This window comes from Paraburkholderia hiiakae (assembly GCF_904848665.1).
In the GTDB taxonomy this organism is placed as follows: domain Bacteria; phylum Pseudomonadota; class Gammaproteobacteria; order Burkholderiales; family Burkholderiaceae; genus Paraburkholderia; species Paraburkholderia hiiakae.
Genome location: NZ_CAJHCQ010000001.1, coordinates 477,418 through 497,498 on the forward strand (window position 1 = coordinate 477,418; position 20,081 = coordinate 497,498).

Here is a 20,081-nt window from a genome sequence, read left to right on the forward strand (position 1 = left end):
CCCGCTTCAAGTAAAATGAGCGCCCATGGCTAACCTTGCACTGTTTGACCTCGATCACACCCTGATCCCCACCGACAGCGACCACGAATGGGGCCGCTTCATGGTGAAGCTCGGCATTGTCGACGGCGAGCGCTTTGCCGAGCAGAACGACCGCTTCTATGCCGACTACAAGGCCGGCAAGCTCGACATCCACGCGTACCTCGTCGCCATGCTCACGCCACTCGCGAAATATTCGCGCGCGCAGTTGAAGGCATGGCACGACCAGTACATGCACGAGGTGATCAAGCCGACCATCCTGCCGAGCGCGGTCGAGCTCGTGAAAAAGCACAAGGAAGCGGGCGATCTCTGCTGCGTGGTCACCGCCACCAATGAATTCATCACGGCGCCCATCGCCGAGGCGTTCGGCGTGGACAAGCTGATCGCGTGCGAAGTCGAAACCGTGGACGGCGATCCGGCATCGGCCTTCACCGGCCGCCCGACCGGCACGCCGAGCTACCGCGAAGGCAAGATCGTGCGCGTCGAGCAGTGGCTCGCCTCGCTCGGCCAAAACTTGTCGGACTTCGAGCACAGCTACTTCTATAGCGACTCGCATAACGACATCCCGCTGCTCGAAAAAGTCAGCGACCCGATCGCCACCAACCCCGACGACACCCTGCGCGCTCACGCGCAACAAGCGGGCTGGCGCATTCTCGATTTGTTCCAAGCCCAGTGATCAAGAAACTCATCCGCAAGCTGTTCGGCCAGGACGACGCCGAAGCGGCGCAAGACACCGAAGCGCCCGCCGCCGATCCGCGCACGGCCTCGCATGAAGGCGCGGCCGCCGGCAACACCCGTGCGCGCCGCAAGCCGGCCAGCGCACAGAAGACGTCGAAGCCGCGCAGTGGCAAAGGCGCGCCCGATCCGGCCACGCCCGTCATCCTTTCCGCCGACGTCCACGGCATCAATCCCGCGCTCATCTCGCGCAACGCCGTGCGCGTGACCGAAGGCCTGCAGCAAGCGGGCTTCCGGGCGTTCATCGTGGGCGGCGCGGTGCGCGACCTGTTGCTCGGCGTCGCGCCCAAGGACTTCGACGTGGCGACCGACGCCACGCCCGACCAGGTGCAGAAGCTGTTCCGCCGCGCGCGCATCATCGGCCGGCGCTTCCAGATCGTGCACGTGCAGTTCGGCCAGGAAATCATCGAGGTTTCGACGTTCCGCGCGCTGGTGGACGCCCCGCCCGCAGATGCACCGCCCGCTCCGGCGCCCGCGAAGCGCATGCGCCGCGACGAGCTCGACCGCAAGACCCACGCCGTGGATGCGAGCGGCCGTGTGCTGCGCGACAACGTCTGGGGCGAGCAGCACGAAGACGCCACGCGCCGCGACTTCACGATCAACGCGATGTACTACGACCCGGCCACGCAAACGGTGCTCGACTATCACAACGGGATGGCCGACATGCGCGCGCGCCTGTTGCGCATGATCGGCGACCCGGCCACGCGTTACCGGGAAGACCCGGTACGCATGCTGCGCGTGGTGCGTTTCGCGGCGAAGCTCGGCTTCGAGATCGAAGAGCACACGCGCGAGCCGATCACGAAGCTCGCGGACCTCGTCAACAACGTGCCCGCGGCGCGTCTTTTCGACGAAATGCTCAAGCTGCTGCTCTCGGGCCACGCGCTCGAGTGCCTGAGGTGGTTGCGCAAGGAAGGGCTGCATCACGGCCTCCTGCCGCTCCTCGACGTGATTCTCGAGCAGCCGCAGGGCGAGCGCTTCATCACGCTCGCGCTCTCGAACACCGACGCGCGCGTGCGCGCGGGCAAGCCGGTGTCGCCTGGCTTCCTGTTCGCCACGCTGCTTTGGCACGACGTGCTGCAGCGCTGGCAACAGTACACGGCCGCGGGCGAAATCCCGGTGCCGGCGCTCCATCGCGCGATGGACGACGTGATCGACGCGCAAACGGAAAAGCTCGCGATCCATCGCCGCTTCTCGTCGGACATGCGCGAGATCTGGGGCCTGCAACTGCGCCTCGAAAAACGTGGCCGCGGCGCGCTCAAGCTGCTGGAACACCAAAGATTTAGAGCGGGGTATGATTTCCTCCTGCTGCGCTGTGAATCGGGCGAGCTGGACGCCGAAATCGGCCAATGGTGGACGGACTTCATTTCCGGCGACATCGCCGCGCGCGAGGCGCTTCTCACGCAGGGCGGCAAGGAACGCTCGCCGCGCAAGCGCCGCCGCCGCGGCGGCGCGAAGAGCCGCAGAACGGGCGAAGGCGCTGCGTCGGAAGACGGCGCAGACGGTGACGTGCAGGAAGCCAGCAGTGCAGACTATGACGGCCACGCCGGTCCGCACGAGGACTGACGCCGTGCGGCGTCGCGGCGAGCCGCGGCGCACATGTGTCGAACAGCAACAAAAGTCGCAGGAAGTGAAGCCATGACGGTTGCCTGGCTGGGAATTGGTGCGAATCTGGGGGATGCGCGCCAGACCCTCAAAGACGCGGTGGTGTGCCTTGCACAACAGCACACCCTCGCCGTCGTCGCCAAATCGAGTCTGTACCGTACCGCGCCCATCGACGCGGGCGGCGACGACTATTACAACTGCGTCGTGAAGATCGAGACGAGTCTCGACGTTCACGCGCTGCTCGCGCTGTGCCAGCGCGTGGAGCATCACTTCGGCCGGGAGCGTCCCTTTCGCAATGCGCCGCGCACGCTCGACATCGACATCCTGCTCTACGGCGACGCGGCCATCGACGAAACCGACCTCGTCGTGCCGCATCCGCGCATGACGGGCCGCGCGTTCGCGCTCGTGCCGCTCGTCGAGATCGATCCCGAACTCGTGATTCCGGGCCACGGGCGCGCCAGCGCGTTCCTCGGCGCCGTGGCCGACCAGCGCATCGAGAAGGTCAAGCCGCTTTGCCAGTGCATGGGCACAACGCCTGCACCGGACACGCCGCCCTCCAGCAACTGCCGATGAGCACGACACCCCTGCCCGTCGTCAGCGCGCGCGCCACGCGGCCCGCAGCGCTCCAGTACATCGTGATCGAAGGGCCGATCGGCGCGGGCAAGACCACGCTCGCCACGCGGCTCGCCGAACGCTGGTCGATGCAAACGCTCTTCGAATCGAACGCAGAGAATCCGTTTCTGGAACGCGTGTATCGCGACACGGCGCCTTCGTCGCATGCGCTCGCCGCGCAGTTGCATATCGCCTTGCAGCGCGAGCAGCTTTCGCGCGAAGTGGTCGCCCGCCGGACAACGAGCGCGCCGCTCGTGACGAACTTCCTCGCCGAACGAAACGACCTCTTCGCACGCCTCACACTCGCTGAAGACGAACTGCTGCTTTACCGCGCACTCGCCTCGCGTCTGACCTCGTCCGCTCCCGCGCCCGACCTCGTCGTCTATTTGCAGGCGAGCCCCGAGGCACTCTACGCGCGCATCCAGAAGCGGGCGATCCCGCGCGAGCTGCCTATCTCGAGCGCATTCCTGCATGCGCTCTGCGACAGCTACAACGATTTTTTCTATCATTACGATCATGCGCCGGTGCTCACCGTCGGCGCGGAGCATCTGGATCTGCTCGATTCCGATGCGGACCTCGCGCTCGTCGTCGGACGTATCGAGACGATGCGCGGCCGCAAGGAATCCTTCGTCAAGGGCACGTCGCTATCGTCCTAGAAGCGGTCGTAGAAGCGGTCGTAGAAGCGGCCGTAGCAGCGGCCGTTTCATCGGCGCGATCGAGCGGCGCAGCCCCTCCCCGTTTTTCCCTTTCCCAACGGATTTCCCCATGACTTACCTGCAGGAAACGAGCCGCAGCGCGGTCACCGTGCCCAAACTCCAGGCCATGCGCGACGCAGGCGAGCGCATCGCGATGCTGACCTGCTATGACGCGAGCTTCTCGGCGCTGTGCGAGCGCGCGGGCGTCGATACGGTGCTGATCGGCGACTCGCTCGGCAACGTGCTCCAGGGCCACACCACGACGCTGCCCGTCACCATCGACGACATCGCGTATCACACGGCGTGCGTGGCGCGTGCGCAAACCAAGGCGCTGATCATCGCGGACCTGCCGTTCGGCACCTTCGGCACGCCCGAAGACGCGTTCGCGAACTCGGTGAAGCTCATGCGCGCCGGCGCGCAGATGGTGAAGATCGAGGGCGGCGAATGGCTCGCGCCCACGGTGAAGATGCTGGTAGAGCGCGCGGTGCCCGTGTGCGCGCACATCGGCCTCACGCCGCAGTCGGTGCATGCATTCGGCGGCTTCAAGGTGCAGGGCAAGAGCGACGCGGCCGCGACGCAGATGATTCGCGACGCGCTGGCGCTGCAGGACGCGGGCGCTCAACTCGTGGTGATCGAGGCCGTGCCCGCGGCGCTCGGCGCGGAAGTCACGAAGCAGTTGCGCATTCCGACCATCGGCATTGGCGCGGGCGTGGACTGCTCGGGCCAGGTGCTCGTGCTGCACGACATGCTCGGCATTTTCCCCGGCAAGCGGCCACGCTTCGTGAAGGATTTCATGGTGGGCCAGCCCGATATCGAATCGGCTGTGCGCGCGTATGTGCAGGCGGTGAAGGAAGGCACGTTCCCGGGACCCGAGCACGTGTTCTGATCCGGCGATTTTGCTTCGCAGTATGAAAAAAGCGCGCTCCATCTGGAGCGCGCTTTTTTATGGGGTGCGTTCTACGACCGCTTCATCGAATCATGTGCGCTGGCACCGCGCCGCGCAGCGCGTTCGTCAGCATCAAGGCTTCGGCGTTGACCACGTCGTCGCGCGTGAGCACACGCTCCTGTGCGCCGAACGCTTCGTCGTCGAGCAGCACGCCGCGCATCACGCCTGGCAGCACGCCCGATGCGAGCGGTGGAGTGAACCACTTGCCGTCGAGCTTCACGAAGATGTTCGAGCGGCCGCCTTCGGTCAGCTCGCCGCGCTCGTTGAAGAACAGCATGTCAAAGCCGCCCAGCGCTTCGGCCTCGCGCCATGCGCGATCGAATTCGGCGCGGCGCGTGGTCTTGCGCAGCAATAGCGCGTCGGCGGATTCGACCGGTGCAAAGCCGTGATCCGGCGCGAGCAGCACGCCCACGGTATCGTGCGCAAGCGCGGCGAGCGGCGCGCTGGTGAGCGTTGCCGCTCCGCTCTTGCCGAGCGCGAGGCGCACACGGTGTGGCGCGTGATCGTCTGCAAACGTGGCGCAAGTTTCGTCAATGCGTGTACGCACGGCTTCGACGTCGCACGGGAAACCGAGCCACGCAGCACTCGCCGCGAGCCGCGCGAGATGGCGCTCCACGTGGCGCACACCGCCAGCACGCGTCGCATACATCGTTTCGAAGCATTCGATGCCCGGATCGGCATCGGTCAGAAAGCGGGCTTTCAAGCGGCACTCCTCGTATTCGTCGGCGGCCACGCTGTCGAGCACGATGCCCGCACCCACGCCCATTTCGCCGCGCCGCGTGGCAGCCGCGCCCTTGGAGGGTGCACCCAGTGTCAACGTGCGGATCACGACTGAAAGGCAAAAGTCGCCGCAAGTCTCGCCTGCCGAGGGCGCTTCGAGCCAGCCTATCGTGCCCGTATACAGCCCGCGCGGCGCATGCTCGAGTGCCTCGATCAGCTCCATCGTCCGGTGCTTGGGTGCACCCGTGATCGACCCGCACGGAAAGAGCGCGCGCATGGCGTCGGCGAATGTCGTGCCTTCTCGTAGCGATGCTTCCACTGTCGAGGTCATCTGCCAGACGGATGCGTAGGGCTCGACGCTGAAGAGCGCCGGTACGCGCACCGAGCCTGTTTGCGCAACGCGCGAGAGGTCGTTGCGCAGCAAGTCGACAATCATCACGTTTTCGGCGCGGTTCTTGGGATCGTTCGCGAGAAAGCGCGCCGCGGCGGCGTCTTGCTGCACATCGGCGAAACGCGCGGCCGTGCCTTTCATTGGTTTCGCGCGCAACGTCTTTCCGCGCTTCTCCACAAATAGCTCCGGCGAGCACGACAGCACCCAGCGGTCGCCCGGCAACGCGATCAGCGCGCCGTAACGCACACGCTGACGCTCGCGCAAGCGGCGGTAAAGCGCGAGCGGCGAGCCGTACGCCTCGAAGCCGAGCCGGTATGTGTAGTTGATCTGATACGAATCGCCCGCGCGCAAGGCGTCCTGCACGGCGGCGATGTCCTGCTCGAAGCGCTCGCGATCGACACCGATTGTCACGCCCGCCACACCTGCTGGCGCGGGCGCTTCATTACCCTCCCGCGCAGCGAGCCATGCGTCGGCCTCTTCGCGCGAAAGCTTTTCGCAGCGTTCGAACAATAAAAAACGCAGCGCGGCGTGGCCGTGCTGCGTTTCGATGGATGAGGCTGTGTCGCGCTTTGCGAATTCGAGCGTGCGCCCGAACTCGTAGTCGCCGATCACGAGCGCATGAAGTGCTGCACCCGATCCCGCGCTCAGTTCGGCGTTCGCCTGCGAACACACGGCGTCGAGATCCGCCGCGCGCTCGCAGGCAAGCTCGCGCACGAACCCCGTGTAGAGGCGGCTCGAGCGGCTCTGCGCCGTCGAGTCGCCGTCGTCGAGCAGCGCGAAAACCGCGCCGCCAGAATTGACTGCCATTGCGCTAACTACCTGCTATTGACCTGCGACTGCGTGCTGAAGCCGAAAAAGCGCATCAGTCGAAGAAGCTCTTCACGCGGTCGAACCAGCTCTTGCTTTGCGGGCTGTGGCGCGAACCGCCTTCCACGAGCGACTTTTCGAATTGCTGGAGCAGTTCGCGCTGGTGATCGGTGAGCTTGATCGGCGTTTCCACCTGGACATGCACGTACAGATCGCCGGCGATGCTCGAACGCAGACCCTTGATGCCCTTGCCGCGCAGACGGAACGTCTTGCCCGACTGCGTGCCTTCGGGCACCGTAAAGCTCGCGCGGCCCGCTAGCGTCGGCACTTCGATCTCGCCGCCCAGCGCCGCCGTGGTGAACGGAATCGGCATCTGGCAGTGGAGGTCGTCGCCGTCGCGCTCGAACACCGCGTGCTGCTTGATGTGAATCTCGACGTACAGGTCGCCCGCCGGGCCGCCGTTGATGCCAGGCTCGCCGTTGCCGGCCGAGCGGATGCGCATGCCGTCGTCGATGCCCGCCGGAATCTTCACTTCGAGCGTCTTGGTTTCCTTCACCTTCCCCGCGCCGTGACAGTTCGTGCACGGCTCAGGAATGTAGGAACCCGTGCCGTGGCACTTCGGGCAGGTCTGCTGAATGCTGAAGAAGCCCTGCGACATCCGCACCGAACCCGAACCATGGCAGGTCGGGCAGGTTTCGGGCTTGGTACCGGGCTTCGCGCCCGAGCCGTGACAGACTTCACAGCCGCTCCAGCCCGGCACGCGAATTTGCGTCTCGTAGCCGTGCGCCGCCTGCTCCAGCGTGATTTCCATGCTGTAGCGCAGGTCCGCGCCACGATACACCTGCGGGCCGCTGCGCTGGCCGCCGCGGCCGCCCGCGGCCTGGCCGAAGATATCGCCGAAGATGTCGCCGAAAGCGTCCGCGAAACCGCCGAAGCCCTGCGCGCCCGCGCCACCCATGTTGGGATCGACGCCGGCGTGGCCGTACTGGTCGTAAGCCGCGCGCTTTTGCGAGTCCGACAGCATTTCATAGGCCTCTTTGGCCTCCTTGAAATGCTCTTCCGCATCCTTGTTGTCCGGATTGCGGTCGGGGTGGTACTTCATCGCGAGCTTGCGATACGCCTTCTTGATCTCGTCGTCGCTCGCGTTCTTCGCGACGCCCAGAACCTCGTAGTAATCCCGTTTCGCCATATCGGTTCAACGCCGGCCTCGCGCTTCACGGCGCACGCCGGCTCCTCTTGAATGCTGGATCTCGTGACCCGTTTGCCGTTCCTTTGAACATCCGCACGAGCGATTCTCACGCCGCGGCGGCCCCTGAAAGAGAACGGCCTCCATAAAACAAATGTGCCCGGAGAGCCAGATGGCTCGCCAGGCGCTGCAATGCTGACACGCATCGTAACCGATGCGGCCGCTTTCGTAGCGCCACGACCGTCCGCTGATCACGCAGAACGGTCATGACCGCCACGAACCGACTTAGTCCTTCTTGACTTCCTTGAACTCGGCGTCGACCACGTCGTCGGCGTTGTTCTGCGCGCCTTGCTCGGCAGCACCGGCGCCGCCTGCGGCACCCGCACCCGCTGCACCCGCCGCGCCGGCTTGCTGCGCCTGCATGTCGGCGTACATCTTTTCGCCGAGCTTCTGCGAAGCGGTGGACAGCGCCTCGACCTTCGCCTCGATCGTCGCCTTGTCGGCCGACGAGCTCTTCAGCGCTTCTTCGAGGTCCTTCAGCGCGGCTTCGATCGCTTCCTTCTCGCTGGCGTCGATCTTGTCGCCGTACTCGGCCACGGCCTTCTTCGTGCTGTGAACCAGCGCGTCGCCCTGGTTGCGTGCGTCGGCCAGTTCACGCAGACGGTGATCTTCTTCCGCGTTCGCTTCGGCGTCCTTCACCATCTTCTCGATTTCGGCTTCCGAAAGACCGGAATTCGCCTTGATCGTGATGCGGTTTTCCTTGCCCGTGGCCTTGTCCTTCGCGCCCACGTGGAGAATACCGTTCGCGTCGATGTCGAAGCTCACTTCGATTTGCGGCACACCGCGCGGTGCGGGCGGAATGCCTTCGAGGTTGAACTCGCCCAGCAGCTTGTTGCCCGCTGCCATTTCGCGCTCGCCCTGGAACACCTTGATCGTCACCGCCGACTGGCTGTCGTCCGCCGTCGAGTACACCTGAGCGTGCTTGGTCGGGATCGTGGTGTTCTTGTTGATCATCTTCGTCATCACGCCGCCGAGCGTCTCGATACCGAGCGAGAGCGGGGTGACGTCGAGGAGCAGCACGTCCTTGCGGTCGCCCGACAGAACCTGGCCCTGGATCGCGGCGCCAACGGCCACGGCTTCGTCCGGATTCACGTCACGGCGCGGGTCCTTGCCGAAGAACTCCTTCACCTTTTCCTGCACCTTCGGCATACGCGTCTGGCCGCCGACGAGAATCACGTCGTCGATGTCGCTGACCTTCACGCCCGCGTCCTTGATCGCGACGCGGCACGGCTCCATGGTGCGTTCGATCAGGTCTTCGACCAGCGCTTCCAGCTTGGCGCGCGTGATCTTGAGGTTCAAGTGCTTCGGACCCGAGGCGTCCGCCGTGATGTACGGCAGGTTGATTTCGGTCTGCTGGCCCGACGACAGTTCGATCTTGGCCTTTTCAGCGGCTTCCTTCAGGCGTTGCAGCGCGAGCACGTCCTTCGAGAGGTCGACGCCCTGCTCCTTCTTGAACTCGCCGATGATGTAGTCGATGATGCGCTGGTCGAAGTCTTCGCCGCCGAGGAACGTGTCGCCGTTGGTCGAGAGCACTTCGAACTGCATTTCGCCGTCCACATCCGCGATTTCGATGATCGAGATGTCGAACGTGCCGCCGCCCAGGTCGAACACGGCGATCTTGCGGTCACCCTTTTCGGCCTTGTCCAGACCGAACGCGAGTGCGGCTGCCGTCGGCTCGTTGATGATGCGCTTGACTTCCAGACCGGCGATACGGCCGGCGTCCTTGGTGGCCTGACGCTGGCTGTCGTTGAAGTACGCGGGAACCGTGATCACGGCTTCCGTGACCGGCTCGCCGAGGTAGTCTTCAGCGGTCTTCTTCATCTTGCGCAGCACTTCAGCCGAAACCTGCGACGGCGCGAGCTTCGAGCCATGCGCTTCGACCCAGGCGTCGCCGTTGTCGTGCTTGACGATCTTGTAGGGCATCAGGCCGATGTCCTTCTGCACTTCTTTCTCTTCGAAGCGGCGGCCGATCAGGCGCTTGACGGCGTAAAGCGTGTTTCTCGGGTTCGTGACCGACTGGCGCTTGGCCGGTGCGCCGACCAGCACTTCGTTGTCGTCCATGTAGGCGATGATCGAAGGCGTCGTACGAGCGCCTTCCGAGTTCTCGATCACCTTGACCTGATTGCCTTCCATCAGCGCCACGCACGAGTTGGTGGTGCCGAGGTCGATACCGATGATTTTGCCCATTTTTGTCAAATCTCCAGATTTTGATCGCTGTGCGGACGCCGCTTTCGCGCTGCTCAGGTAACTGCATGCTCGTGCCGCGTTTTCCCTTGTGCGCGGCTGGCGTCCACTTCAATACGGAACTGCTGCCCAAATAAGTGCCGTTACGGCAATTTCAAGGGGTTTGGGCTATGCGTTCCATCATTTTTTTCAATCGTGGGGCCCTTTTGGTGCCTTTTGGTACCTTCTGGCCGCCGCGCTTCTTACAGTTTTCTTACTTCGGTGCCGAAACGGTCACGAGCGCCGGACGCAGCACGCGGTCGGCGATCACATAGCCCTTTTGCAGCACGTTGACCACCGTGTTCGCTTCCTGCTCGGACGGCACCATCGAGATGGCCTGGTGACGGTGCGGGTCGAACTTCTCGCCAACGGGGTTGATGGCGAGGACCTTGCCCTTCTCGAGCGCGCCGGTCAGTTGCTTGAGTGTGAGCTCGACGCCTTCGTTGACCTTGGCAAGGTCGTCCGAGTTATGGGCGAGCGCGGCTTCGAGGCTGTCGACCACCGGCAGCAGATGCTCGGCGAAGTTTTCGATTGCGAACTTGTGCGCTTTGGCGACGTCTTCCTGGGCGCGGCGGCGGACGTTCTCCGTCTCGGCCTTGGCGCGCACGAATGCGTCCTGCAATTCTGCGACCTTAGCCTGGGCTTCGGCCAGTGCGGCTTCGGCAAGCGCCGCAGCGTTCTGGTCCACGCCGCCTTGGGCTGCCTGCTCGGCCGCGTCAGCCGCTTGCGGCTGGGCTGCTGCTTGCGACGCCTCGTCCGCGGGCGTGGGGTTCTGGCTCGTCGGGTTCTCTTGCGTGTTTTCCATGTCGCTGAACATCGGTGAATAGTGAAAAAGGGAACAAAGCCGCGGGCGCCACATTTCGCGGCCCTCTCCGCTACGCCGACGCCCGTTGCGCCGGCACGACGGAGGCTTTGTACATTGCGACAGCACATGGGTGCCGGATCGCTTGTTTCAAGGGGCTCGCGCGGCTTTTTTATACAGAGATCAAAGCCGCGAAACCGCCGGTTACAACCATTACTGCAGCGCGGCAAAAATGAAATTGAGTAAGGGACATCCCTGACCTACACTCAGGAACAGGTGCTGCTCGTGGCGCGTTTACCCTGAGCCCGGCACCGCACCGAATGGGCCCGCGCTCAGCAAATTTTTCAGCGGCTTCGCCGCACATAAAAACGCTAACCGGGCCTCGAAACTGGCCGTTTTGCTGCGATCCCAAGGGGAGTACCGTGAAACTGACCTTTGCCATATCGGTGGTCGCGCTGGTACTCATCGCCGGAACTACGACCATCTGCATGTCGGGCGCCGTGAACGAAAACACGACGGAATACGGAGGCGTGCACGCTACGATGGAAGCGCTCTTCAACCCTCACGCGAAAGTTTGTCGATAGTGCGGCGGTCGCGCTTGGTCGGCCTGCCTTGCAACACGGCAGCCGGTTCGCGAAAGAGCCGGCGCCGGTCCTGTTCCGCCGCGCGCCTCGCGCGCCCGGCTTCGGTTTCCGCATAGAGCGTCTGCGCGATGCTGGCGGGGCCGCGCACTTCGCATATTCCCAGCACTTGCACTTCCCACACCACGTGCTCGATCTCGATTTCGACGAGGTCGCCCACGCGCACGTCCTTCGACGCCTTCACGGCGTCGCCGCCAATGCGCACGCGCCCCTTGCCCACGGCGTCCGAGGCAAGCGAGCGCGTCTTGAAGAAGCGCGCCGCCCATAGCCATTTGTCGATGCGCAGCCGCGCACCAGGTTCAGTCGAAATTTTGTAGTTCATCAGAAGCTTTCCGGATGCACCGCTCAGTTCGCTGGGTCAATCCGCTGTATCAGGCCACTGCGCCAGCCGGCGCCGCGGCCTGCACAGGCCAGCCCTGCAGGTGTTGCGCAACGATCTCGCCCAGCGCCGCGATCCACGCGTGCGAAGCGTTCAGGCAGGGGATGCGGTGGAATTCCTTGCCACCGCCGTGCAGGAATTCGTCGCGCACTTCCATGCCGATTTCCTCGATGGTTTCAAGGCAATCCGCCGTGAAACCGGGGCAGAACACATCTGCGCGGCGCACGCCGCCCGCGCCCAGTTCCCGCAGCGTGGGCGCCGTGTACGGCTGCAGCCACTGCGCTCGCCCAAAGCGCGACTGGAACGTCACCCGGCATTCAACCGGCGTCAGCTCCAGCGCGTGCGTGAGCAGCGCGGCCGTTTGCTGGCACTGGTCGTGGTACGGGTCGCCCAGATCGAGCGTACGGCTTGGCACGCCGTGAAAACTCAGCACGAGGCGGTCGCCCGCCGCGAAATTGGGCTTGCCGTGCGCGTGCCAGTACTGATGCACCTGGGCCGCGAGCGCCGCGATATACGCCGGATGGTCGTGATAGCCGCGCACCGTGCGGATTTCCGGCTGGTTACGCATGCGGCCCAACGCGGCGAAAGCCGCGTCGAACGCCGTGGCCGTGGTCGACGCCGAGTACTGGGGGTACATCGGCATGAGCAGGATGCGTTCCGCGCCCGCCAGCTTGAGCTGGTTCAGTATCGCCGGGATGTCGGGCGTGCCGTAGCGCATCGCGTAATCGACGAGGACCGTGTAGTCGTTGATCTGCAGCAGATGGCGCAGGCCTTCGGCCTGCTTTTGCGTGTGCACACGCAGCGGCGAGCCTTCGGGCGTCCAAACCGCCGCGTACTTCTTCGCCGACGAACGGCCGCGGAACGGCAGGATCAGCGCGCGCAGGATGACCTGCCAGATCGGCGCCGGAATCTCGACCACGCGCGGATCGGAGAGAAACTGCGCGAGATAGCGGCGCACAGCGCGCGGCGTGGGCGCGTCCGGCGTACCCAGGTTGATGAGCAGCACGGCGACGCGATGCGCCGCGGCGGACTGCGAAGGCCGCTCCAGGTCGAAACGCATAGGCGATCAGTGGCGCCGCGCGAGTGCGCAGCAACGGTTGCACGAAACAAGCATTATAGCGGGCGCCCCTGGCGGGCCAAACCGACCCGCGCCAGCGCGGGTTGCCTGAAGCTGGCCCTTCGTTCGCCCTTCGTTGGCCATTCGGCCGATGGCGCGCGCCATGGCTTTCAGGGATGATCGTTGGGAAGGCAGGTGTGCCCGCTGGCCGATGCGGCGCTCAGTTCTGGCTGAGCGTGAGCGAGAGCAGGCGCGCGGTGATGTCGACGATCGGGATCACCCGGTTATACGCCATGCGCGTCGGCCCGATCACGCCGAGCGTGCCGACAATCTTGCCGTTTACCTCGTAGGGTGCCGTCACCACGCTCATTTCCTCGATCGGTACGAGTTGCGACTCGCCGCCAATGAAAATCTGCACGCCCTGGGCGTGGCTCGAGACGTCGAGCAGCTGCAGGAGGCTGGTTTTCTGGTCGAACACGTCGAAGAGCTTGCGCAGGCGCGCCATGTCCGACGAAAGATCGGCCACTTCGAGCAGGTTGCGCTCGCCGGAAATGAGCAAGGTGTCGCCGCCTTCGGGCTCTTCGGTGCTCGCGGTCACGGCCGCGTGCATGAGCGTCGTCATGTCGCCGCGCAGCGCGTCGATTTCCTCGCGCAGGCGGCGGCGCACCTCGTCGAACGACAGGCCCGCGAAGTGCGCGTTGATGTAATTCGAGGCTTCGATGAGCTCGGAAGGCGTGAAGTCGCGCTGTGTCGCCATGATGCGGTTCTGCACGTCGCCTTCGGGCGTCACGATGATAAGCAGGATGCGCTTGTCGGACAGGCGCATGAACTCGATCTGCTTGAACACGTGGCTGCGCCGGGGCGTCAGCACCACGCCCGCGAACTGCGAGAGGTTCGAGAGCACGCTGGCGGCCGCCGCCACCACTTTTTGCGGCTCGCCGGGACGCAGCGTGGTCTTCACCGCGCGCGTGAGCGCGTCGTCGGAGCTGGGCTCGACGGTGAGCATGGTGTCGACGAACAGGCGATAGCCGCGCGGCGTGGGCACACGCCCGGCCGAAGTATGCGGGCTGGACACGAGACCCAGCTCCTCGAGGTCCGACAAGACGTTGCGGATCGTCGCCGGGCTCAACTCCAGGCCGGAATAGCGCGATAGCGTGCGCGAGCCGACCGGCTGACCTTCGGCGATGTAGCGCTCGATCAGCGTCTTGAGGAGGGTTTGTGCGCGGGGATCTAGCATGACTCAAAATTTTAGCCTAACAGCGGGTTGGCCGCGAGTGCGCCGCCAGACCGGGCCGCGCGGGCAAGTCCGCGGCTCAGGGCGAGGCGGCCTGGTACTTCGCACGATACCTCGCAGGTTGTCATCGCCGTGTCACGGGCTTCGGGCCGCAAGGCGCGGCGCGCAAGGCCGGGCGGGCCTGCCCCGGTCTGCGCCAGGTTCTTTTCGCGACGTGACTATGGTGTAATGCCGGCATGCAGATCCAGAAGATCCAGAGCCAGTTCAAGACTGTTGCGCTCGTTGGGCGCAGCAATACGCCAGGCATCGCCGAGCCGCTGACGGCGCTCGCTCAGACCATCGCGAAGCGCGGCTTCGAGGTCGTGTTCGAAGCGCAGACCGCAGAGGAAATCGGCGCGCAAGGCTATCCCGCGCTGCAGCCCGCCGAAATCGGCGCGCGCGCGGACGTGGCCGTCGTGCTCGGCGGCGACGGCACGATGCTCGGCATCGGCCGCCAGCTCGCGCCCTACCGCACGCCGCTTATCGGCATCAACCACGGGCGTCTCGGCTTCATTACCGACATCGCGTTTTCCGAAATGCAGGAGGTCGTGCCGCAACTGCTCGCGGGCTCGTTCGAGCGCGAAGAGCGTTCGCTGCTGGAGTCGCGCATCACGCGCGACGGCGACCCGATCTACCACGCGCTCGCCTTCAACGACGTGGTCGTGAACCGTAGCGGCTTTTCGGGCATGGCCGAACTGCGCGTAAACGTGGATGGCCGCTTCATGTACAACCAGCGCTCGGACGGTTTGATCGTCGCGACACCCACCGGCTCGACCGCTTACGCGCTGTCGTCGCAGGGGCCGATCCTGCATCCGCAGCTGCAAGGCATCGTGCTCGTGCCGATCGCGCCGCACGCGCTCTCGAACCGCCCGATCGTGCTGCCCGACGACTCCAAGGTGAGCATCCAGATCGTGGCGGGCCGCGACGTCAACGTGAACTTCGACATGCAGTCGTTCACGGCGCTGGAACTGAACGACGTAATCGAGGTGCGTCGCTCGCGTCACACCGTGCCCTTCCTGCACCCGGTCGGCTACAGCTACTTCCGCACGCTGCGCAAGAAGCTGCACTGGAACGAGCACCCCTCGCTGCAGAACGATCCGGAGGACTAAACTCGCGTCTTCGCGTGAAGCGCGCGCGTACGTTGCCCTGCAGCCAGCAGTCCCACGGTAGTCAAAGCCAACCAAAAAAGCAGAACCAGACGCCATGCTTCGCCATCTCTCGATTCGCGACTTCGTGATCGTCGCGGCGCTCGACCTCGAATTCGATAGCGGCTTCACCGTGTTTTCCGGCGAAACGGGCGCGGGCAAGTCGATTCTGATCGACGCCCTCGCCCTCACGCTCGGCACGCGCGCCGACGCGAGCGTCGTGCGCACGGGCGAGAGCCGCGCCGACATCACCGCCGAATTCGATGTGCCGGCGCACGCGGCGCATTGGCTCGACGAGCAGGCGCTCACGAACGGGGACGGCGAGCACACCGTCATGATGCGCCGCGTGGTGGACAGCGGCGGACGCTCGCGCGCCTTCATCAACGGAACGCCCGCCACGCTCGCGCAACTGCGCGAGCTGGGCGAAATGCTCGTGGACATCCACGGCCAGCATGCGCACCAACTGCTCATGCGCCCCGACGCACAGCGCGAACTGTTCGACACGCACGCAGGCCTCACGGATCTCGCCACCACCGTCACGCGCGCGTGGCGCGAGGCGCGCGACGCACGTCTCGCGCTGCAAAGCGCCATGTCGCGCGACCGCGAGCTGCAGCTCGAGCGCGAGCGCCTCGCGTGGCAGCTCGCCGAACTCGACAAGCTCGCGCCGCAGCCGGGCGAATGGGAAGAAGTGAACGCGGAGCACGTACGGCTTTCGAACTCGGCCAACCTGATCGAAGGCGTGCAAGGCGCGCTCGCGGCGTTATCCGAATCCGACGAGGCGATGCTTTCGCAGCTGAACTCGATCCTCTCGAAGCTGCGCGGGCTCGCCGAGGTCGACGCCGAGCTCAACGACGCGCTTGCGGCGCTCGAACCGGCCGCGATCCAGATTCAGGAAGCGGCGTACTCGCTCTCGCATTACGCGCAACGTCTCGATCTCGATCCGCAACATCTCGCGCAGGTTGAGCGGCGCCTCGACGCGCTGCATTCGACGGCGCGCAAGTTCCGCCTCCATGCAGAGGCGCTGCCCGAGGAACACGCGGCACGCCGCCAGCAACTCGCGGCGCTCGACGCCGCGTCCGATCTCGACGGCCTGCGCGCCGTCGAGCAGAAGGCGCAGGAGGCGTATCTCGTGCAGGCGCGCCAGCTTTCGAAGGCGCGCGCCAAGGCGGCGAAGGCGCTCGGCGCGGCGGTGACGCAGGGCATGCAGGAACTGTCGATGGCGGGCGGCAGCTTCGAAGTCGCGCTCGTGGCGCTTGGCAGCAGCTCGAGCGGCGAGCCGATCGGCGGCGCGCACGGTCTGGAGCAGATCGAATTCCGCGTGGCGGGCCATGCCGGCGTGCCGCTGCGCCCGCTCGCGAAGATCGCCTCGGGCGGCGAACTCGCGCGCATCAGCCTCGCGCTCGCCGTGATCGCGAGCGCGGCTAGCCCCACGCCCACGCTGATCTTCGACGAAGTCGATACGGGCATCGGCGGCGGCGTAGCCGAAGTGGTCGGGCGCTTGCTGCACCAGCTCGGGCGCGCGCGCCAGGTGCTGTGCGTCACGCACTTGCCGCAGGTAGCGGCGCGCGGCGATCACCACCTCCAGGTGGCGAAGTCCGGCGACGGCAACGGCGGCACGGTCTCGGCCGTCACGCCGCTCGACAAGGGCGGCCGGGTGGAAGAAGTCGCGCGCATGTTGGGCGGCCTGGAGATTACCGCGACCACGCGGCGGCACGCGAAGGAAATGCTGGCGGCTTGAGCGAGACTGCGCCTCACGCAACAGGCGCACCAGCCATTGGCGCTTAGGGCACTCGCCCTAAGCCTCCCCGCGCTCCCCAAACACCCGCTTCCACAACGCCAGCACCGCCTCGCGCTCGCGCTCCACGCGCGCCGGATCCACTCGCGCCTTCTCCATGCCGTCCAGCCGCAACTGGTGCTGCAGCTTGCGATAAAGCCGGTACGCCGAGCCTATCGTCTCGGCCTCGTCCTCGCTCATGAGCCCGAAGCGCGACACCTCGCGCAGCAGCGCGATATTGCCCGTATTGCGGATCAGCTCGGGGTCCTGCGCCGCGTGCAGCAGCACCCAGTACTGCACGAGAAACTCGATGTCCACCATGCCGCCGCGATCATGCTTCAGGTCGAAGAGTTCGGTGCGGTTCGGGTGCCCGTCTTCCACGCGCTGGCGCATCTCCACGATTTCCTTCGCGAGCGGAGCGGCGTCGCGCGGCGTGGTCAGCACCTGTACGCGGATCGCCTCGAAGGCGCTGCCGATCGCAGCGTCACCGGCCGAGAAGCGCGCGCGCGTGAGCGCCTGGTGCTCCCAGACCCACGCCGTGTTCGCGGCGTCGCCTTCGCGCAGCTGGTAGCGGCGGAACGCGTCGAGGTCGGTCACGAGCAGCCCCGACTCGCCGTTCGGCCGCAAGCGCAGATCGACGTCGAACAGCGTGCCCGCACCCGTGGACGTGGTGAGCCAACTGATGAGGCGGCGCGCGAAGGTCGCGTAAATTTCCGAGGCGCGCTCGTCCTCGTCTTCGTACAGAAAAATGATGTCGAGGTCCGACGCGTAGCCCAGTTCCTTGCCGCCAAGCTTCCCGTAGGCGATCGCCGCGAAGCGCGGCACGTCGCGATGGCGCCTCGGGAACTGCTTCCACACGGTCTCGATGGTCACGTCGAGCACGGCGTCGGCAAGCTCGGAGAGCCGGTCGCTCACATGCTCTACCGAGAGGCGTCCCGCGAGGTCGTTGAGGAGGATGCGGAACACCTCAGCCTGGTGCGCGTGGCGCAGCAGATCCATCTGTTGCTCGACGTCGGCGGCGGCGGCAAGGCGCGCGCGCAAGAGGCGCGAGAACTCGGGCCAGTCGAAGGGCGTGGCCATCGCCTCGTCGTCGAGCAGTTCGTCGAGCAGTTGCGGATGGCGGATCAGGTAGCCCGCCGCCCAACGCGACCCGCCCAGCACCTTGAGCACGCGGTTGAGCGCATCGGGATATTCGCAGAGCAGCGCGAGATACGCGCCGCGCCGGATCACGGCTTCGAGCAAGTCGAACATACGCGCGAGCGTGTCGCCGCGCCGCTCGCGCGGCTCGAGAGTCCGTGCGGCCTCGAGCGCGCGCTGCGCGACGCTGTCGAAGCGCTCGCGGCTCTTCTCGGGCAAGCCCGCGTAGCGCGACGACTGCCACAGCCCGCGCAGGCGCGCGAGCAGCGGCGCCGGGTCGTCGATGCCCAGCTGCGTGAGACGTTCGAGCAGATCGCCGTCGGCACCCTCTTCCGCGAGCGCGCCGCTCCACACCCACGCCGCCGCGCCGTCTTCGGAGGCGCTGCAGCCGCCCTCGCCGCCCACCTTGTCGGAGAAGATCTGCACGAACTGGCGCTCGACCTTGTCGCGGTGGCCATCGAGCGCCGTCATCAGCGCGGCGTAGTCGGCAAAGCCCATCGATTTCGCGAGCGCGGCGCGCTCCTCCGCGTCAACGGGCATGGCGTGCGTTTGCGCATCGTCGCGATACTGCAGGCGATGCTCAAGGTTGCGCAGAAAGTTGTAGGCGCGCGTGAGCTCGCCGCACACCTCGGGCGCGATCAGTCCGCGCGCGGCGGCGTAGCCGAGCACGGCGAGCGTTGGACGCACGCGAAAGCCCGCGTCCTGGCCGCCGCGAATGAGCTGGAACACCTGGGCGCTGAATTCGATCTCGCGAATCCCGCCACGCCCGAGCTTGATGTCGTCGGCCTTGTCGGGGCGCATCATGGCGCGCCGCTGCGCTTCCTGGCGGATCTGCAGGTGCAGCGAGCGGATCGCGCTGATCACGCCGAAGTCCAGATAGCGCCGGTAAACAAACGGCTTCACGAGCGAATCGAGCTGGCGCGCGAGACGCAGCGCGCTATCGCTCTCGTCTTCGGAAACGAGGCGGCCCTTGATCCACGCATAGCGCTCCCACTCGCGGCCCTGCACGTAGAAGTACTCTTCGAGCATGCCGAGGCTGCACACGAGCGGCCCGGAATCGCCGTTCGGGCGCAGGCGCATGTCGACGCGAAACACGAAGCCATCGGCCGTCACGTCACTCAACGCGGCGATCAAGCGCTTGCCCACGCGCGTGAAGAAGTCCTGCGTGGCGATGGGCGAGCGCTGGCCGCCCGTGGTTTCGCCGTCGTCCTCGTACACGAAGATCAGGTCTATGTCCGACGAAACGTTCAGTTCGCGCCCGCCCAGCTTGCCCATGCCCACCACGCCGAGCGTGAGGCGCTCGCCGTTCGGGCCGCGCGGCTCGCCGAAGAGCGTCTCGAGATCGGCGCTCACGCAGGCGAGCGCGCGCTGGATCGTGACTTCGGCGAGATCGGTCATGCTGCCGGTGACTTCGGCGACGTCGGCCACGCCGCCGAGATCGCGCTCCATCACGGCGCAGATCACTTCCACACGCAACTGGCGCAGGACTTTCTTCAACTGCTCGTCGTTCAGCGGCGTGCCGGGTGCAGCGTTTGCTGCGGCAAGCAGTTGCCCGCTCAACGCGTCGAGCCGCGCGACGATGCGCTCGCGCGAGAGCGGCGCGGCGGCCAGCGCCTCGACCTGTGCCGCCAGTTCGGGACGCGCGGCGCAAGCACGTGCGGCATAACGGGAATAGCTGGAACTCAGAAGGGGGATGTCGGTCATGAAATGCTGCTTGCCGGGAAGGCTCGCTGTCCGCTGTTGTTTCGTTGCGCGCGCCTGGGTTGATGACGGTGTCGATGCGACGATGCCGATATCGATGGTTCGACCGCGAGGGTTCGCCCCGCACTACGCACGCACCGCACGTACGGCCCACCGGCT

Annotated in this window: 15 protein-coding genes; 7 read left to right on the top strand and 8 right to left on the bottom strand. The window is 65.7% G+C overall.

Features of this window, described 5'->3' with window-relative positions; genetic code table 11:
• Positions 1-25: 25 nt before the first annotated feature.
• The 5 genes from JMY28_RS02105 (at position 26) to panB (ending at position 4,566) form a co-directional block, all read left to right on the top strand.
• Positions 26-712, top strand: a complete 687-nt coding sequence (locus tag JMY28_RS02105; RefSeq protein ID WP_201694155.1) for a histidinol-phosphatase — start codon at positions 26-28, stop codon at positions 710-712.
• Positions 709-2,334 (top strand): polynucleotide adenylyltransferase PcnB, encoded by a 1,626-nt coding sequence (gene pcnB / locus JMY28_RS02110; RefSeq protein ID WP_201694162.1) that lies wholly within the window; start codon positions 709-711, stop codon positions 2,332-2,334. Before JMY28_RS02105 ends, pcnB begins: the two co-directional genes overlap by 4 nt.
• A 72-nt stretch (positions 2,335-2,406) precedes the next feature.
• Complete coding sequence (folK, locus tag JMY28_RS02115; RefSeq protein WP_201694164.1) at positions 2,407-2,946, top strand: 2-amino-4-hydroxy-6-hydroxymethyldihydropteridine diphosphokinase; 540 nt, start codon at positions 2,407-2,409, stop codon at positions 2,944-2,946.
• Positions 2,943-3,641, top strand: a complete 699-nt coding sequence (locus JMY28_RS02120; protein WP_201694166.1) for a deoxynucleoside kinase — start codon at positions 2,943-2,945, stop codon at positions 3,639-3,641. Before folK ends, JMY28_RS02120 begins: the two co-directional genes overlap by 4 nt.
• 109 nt (positions 3,642-3,750) lie before the next feature.
• Positions 3,751-4,566, top strand: coding sequence for a 3-methyl-2-oxobutanoate hydroxymethyltransferase (gene panB, locus JMY28_RS02125; protein ID WP_201694168.1), 816 nt, complete (start codon positions 3,751-3,753; stop codon positions 4,564-4,566).
• Between the two features lie 82 nt (positions 4,567-4,648).
• On the opposite strand, the gene pabB is transcribed toward panB, so the two are convergent.
• The 7 genes from pabB to hrcA all read right to left on the bottom strand — a co-directional run bounded on the left by pabB (position 4,649) and on the right by hrcA (position 14,129).
• Positions 4,649-6,544 carry an aminodeoxychorismate synthase component I gene (gene pabB, locus JMY28_RS02130; RefSeq protein WP_201694169.1) on the bottom strand — a complete coding sequence of 632 codons (1,896 nt, stop codon included), beginning with the start codon at positions 6,542-6,544 and terminating at the stop codon, positions 4,649-4,651.
• Positions 6,545-6,599: 55 nt separating this feature from the next.
• Positions 6,600-7,733, bottom strand: coding sequence for a molecular chaperone DnaJ (dnaJ, locus tag JMY28_RS02135; RefSeq protein WP_201694171.1), 1,134 nt, complete (start codon positions 7,731-7,733; stop codon positions 6,600-6,602).
• A 282-nt stretch (positions 7,734-8,015) separates the two neighbouring features.
• Complete coding sequence (dnaK, locus tag JMY28_RS02140) at positions 8,016-9,977, bottom strand: molecular chaperone DnaK (RefSeq protein WP_201694178.1); 1,962 nt, start codon at positions 9,975-9,977, stop codon at positions 8,016-8,018.
• 250 nt (positions 9,978-10,227) lie between these two features.
• Positions 10,228-10,818, bottom strand: coding sequence for a nucleotide exchange factor GrpE (grpE, locus tag JMY28_RS02145; protein WP_201694179.1), 591 nt, complete (start codon positions 10,816-10,818; stop codon positions 10,228-10,230).
• 552 nt (positions 10,819-11,370) lie between these two features.
• On the bottom strand, positions 11,371-11,778 hold the full coding sequence (locus JMY28_RS02150) for an RNA-binding S4 domain-containing protein (RefSeq protein ID WP_201694181.1): 408 nt from the start codon (positions 11,776-11,778) through the stop codon (positions 11,371-11,373).
• Between the two features lie 49 nt (positions 11,779-11,827).
• Positions 11,828-12,895: a ferrochelatase gene (gene hemH / locus JMY28_RS02155; protein WP_201694183.1), complete on the bottom strand. Its 1,068-nt coding sequence runs from the start codon at positions 12,893-12,895 to the stop codon at positions 11,828-11,830.
• Positions 12,896-13,112: 217 nt separating this feature from the next.
• A complete protein-coding gene (gene hrcA, locus JMY28_RS02160; protein ID WP_201694185.1) occupies positions 13,113-14,129 on the bottom strand; it encodes a heat-inducible transcriptional repressor HrcA in 1,017 nt (338 codons plus the stop codon).
• 233 nt (positions 14,130-14,362) lie between these two features.
• Here hrcA and JMY28_RS02165 point away from each other — a divergent pair, with 233 nt between their 5' ends.
• Entirely contained in the window at positions 14,363-15,274 is a 912-nt protein-coding gene (locus JMY28_RS02165) for an NAD kinase (RefSeq protein WP_201694187.1), read from the top strand.
• 94 nt (positions 15,275-15,368) lie between these two features.
• Entirely contained in the window at positions 15,369-17,048 is a 1,680-nt protein-coding gene (gene recN / locus JMY28_RS02170) for a DNA repair protein RecN (protein ID WP_201694189.1), read from the top strand.
• 57 nt (positions 17,049-17,105) lie between these two features.
• Here recN and glnE read toward each other — a convergent pair whose 3' ends face one another.
• The gene (glnE, locus tag JMY28_RS02175) at positions 17,106-20,021 is read right to left on the bottom strand and encodes a bifunctional [glutamate--ammonia ligase]-adenylyl-L-tyrosine phosphorylase/[glutamate--ammonia-ligase] adenylyltransferase (RefSeq protein ID WP_201694592.1); all 2,916 of its coding nucleotides are present in this window, start codon (positions 20,019-20,021) and stop codon (positions 17,106-17,108) included.
• Positions 20,022-20,081 lie beyond the last annotated feature (60 nt).

What these genes read in the sequence shown, in the direction of transcription:
- JMY28_RS02165 (WP_201694187.1), top strand. Translation starts at nt 14,363, where the DNA reads ATGCAGATCCAGAAGATCCAGAGCCAGTTCAAGACTGTTGCGCTCGTT.
- hrcA (WP_201694185.1), bottom strand. Translation starts at nt 14,129, where the DNA reads ATGCTAGATCCCCGCGCACAAACCCTCCTCAAGACGCTGATCGAGCGC.
- dnaK (WP_201694178.1), bottom strand. Translation starts at nt 9,977, where the DNA reads ATGGGCAAAATCATCGGTATCGACCTCGGCACCACCAACTCGTGCGTG.
- pabB (WP_201694169.1), bottom strand. Translation starts at nt 6,544, where the DNA reads ATGGCAGTCAATTCTGGCGGCGCGGTTTTCGCGCTGCTCGACGACGGC.
- JMY28_RS02120 (WP_201694166.1), top strand. Translation starts at nt 2,943, where the DNA reads ATGAGCACGACACCCCTGCCCGTCGTCAGCGCGCGCGCCACGCGGCCC.
- panB (WP_201694168.1), top strand. Translation starts at nt 3,751, where the DNA reads ATGACTTACCTGCAGGAAACGAGCCGCAGCGCGGTCACCGTGCCCAAA.
- folK (WP_201694164.1), top strand. Translation starts at nt 2,407, where the DNA reads ATGACGGTTGCCTGGCTGGGAATTGGTGCGAATCTGGGGGATGCGCGC.
- dnaJ (WP_201694171.1), bottom strand. Translation starts at nt 7,733, where the DNA reads ATGGCGAAACGGGATTACTACGAGGTTCTGGGCGTCGCGAAGAACGCG.
- grpE (WP_201694179.1), bottom strand. Translation starts at nt 10,818, where the DNA reads ATGGAAAACACGCAAGAGAACCCGACGAGCCAGAACCCCACGCCCGCG.
- recN (WP_201694189.1), top strand. Translation starts at nt 15,369, where the DNA reads ATGCTTCGCCATCTCTCGATTCGCGACTTCGTGATCGTCGCGGCGCTC.
- JMY28_RS02105 (WP_201694155.1), top strand. Translation starts at nt 26, where the DNA reads ATGGCTAACCTTGCACTGTTTGACCTCGATCACACCCTGATCCCCACC.
- JMY28_RS02150 (WP_201694181.1), bottom strand. Translation starts at nt 11,778, where the DNA reads ATGAACTACAAAATTTCGACTGAACCTGGTGCGCGGCTGCGCATCGAC.
- hemH (WP_201694183.1), bottom strand. Translation starts at nt 12,895, where the DNA reads ATGCGTTTCGACCTGGAGCGGCCTTCGCAGTCCGCCGCGGCGCATCGC.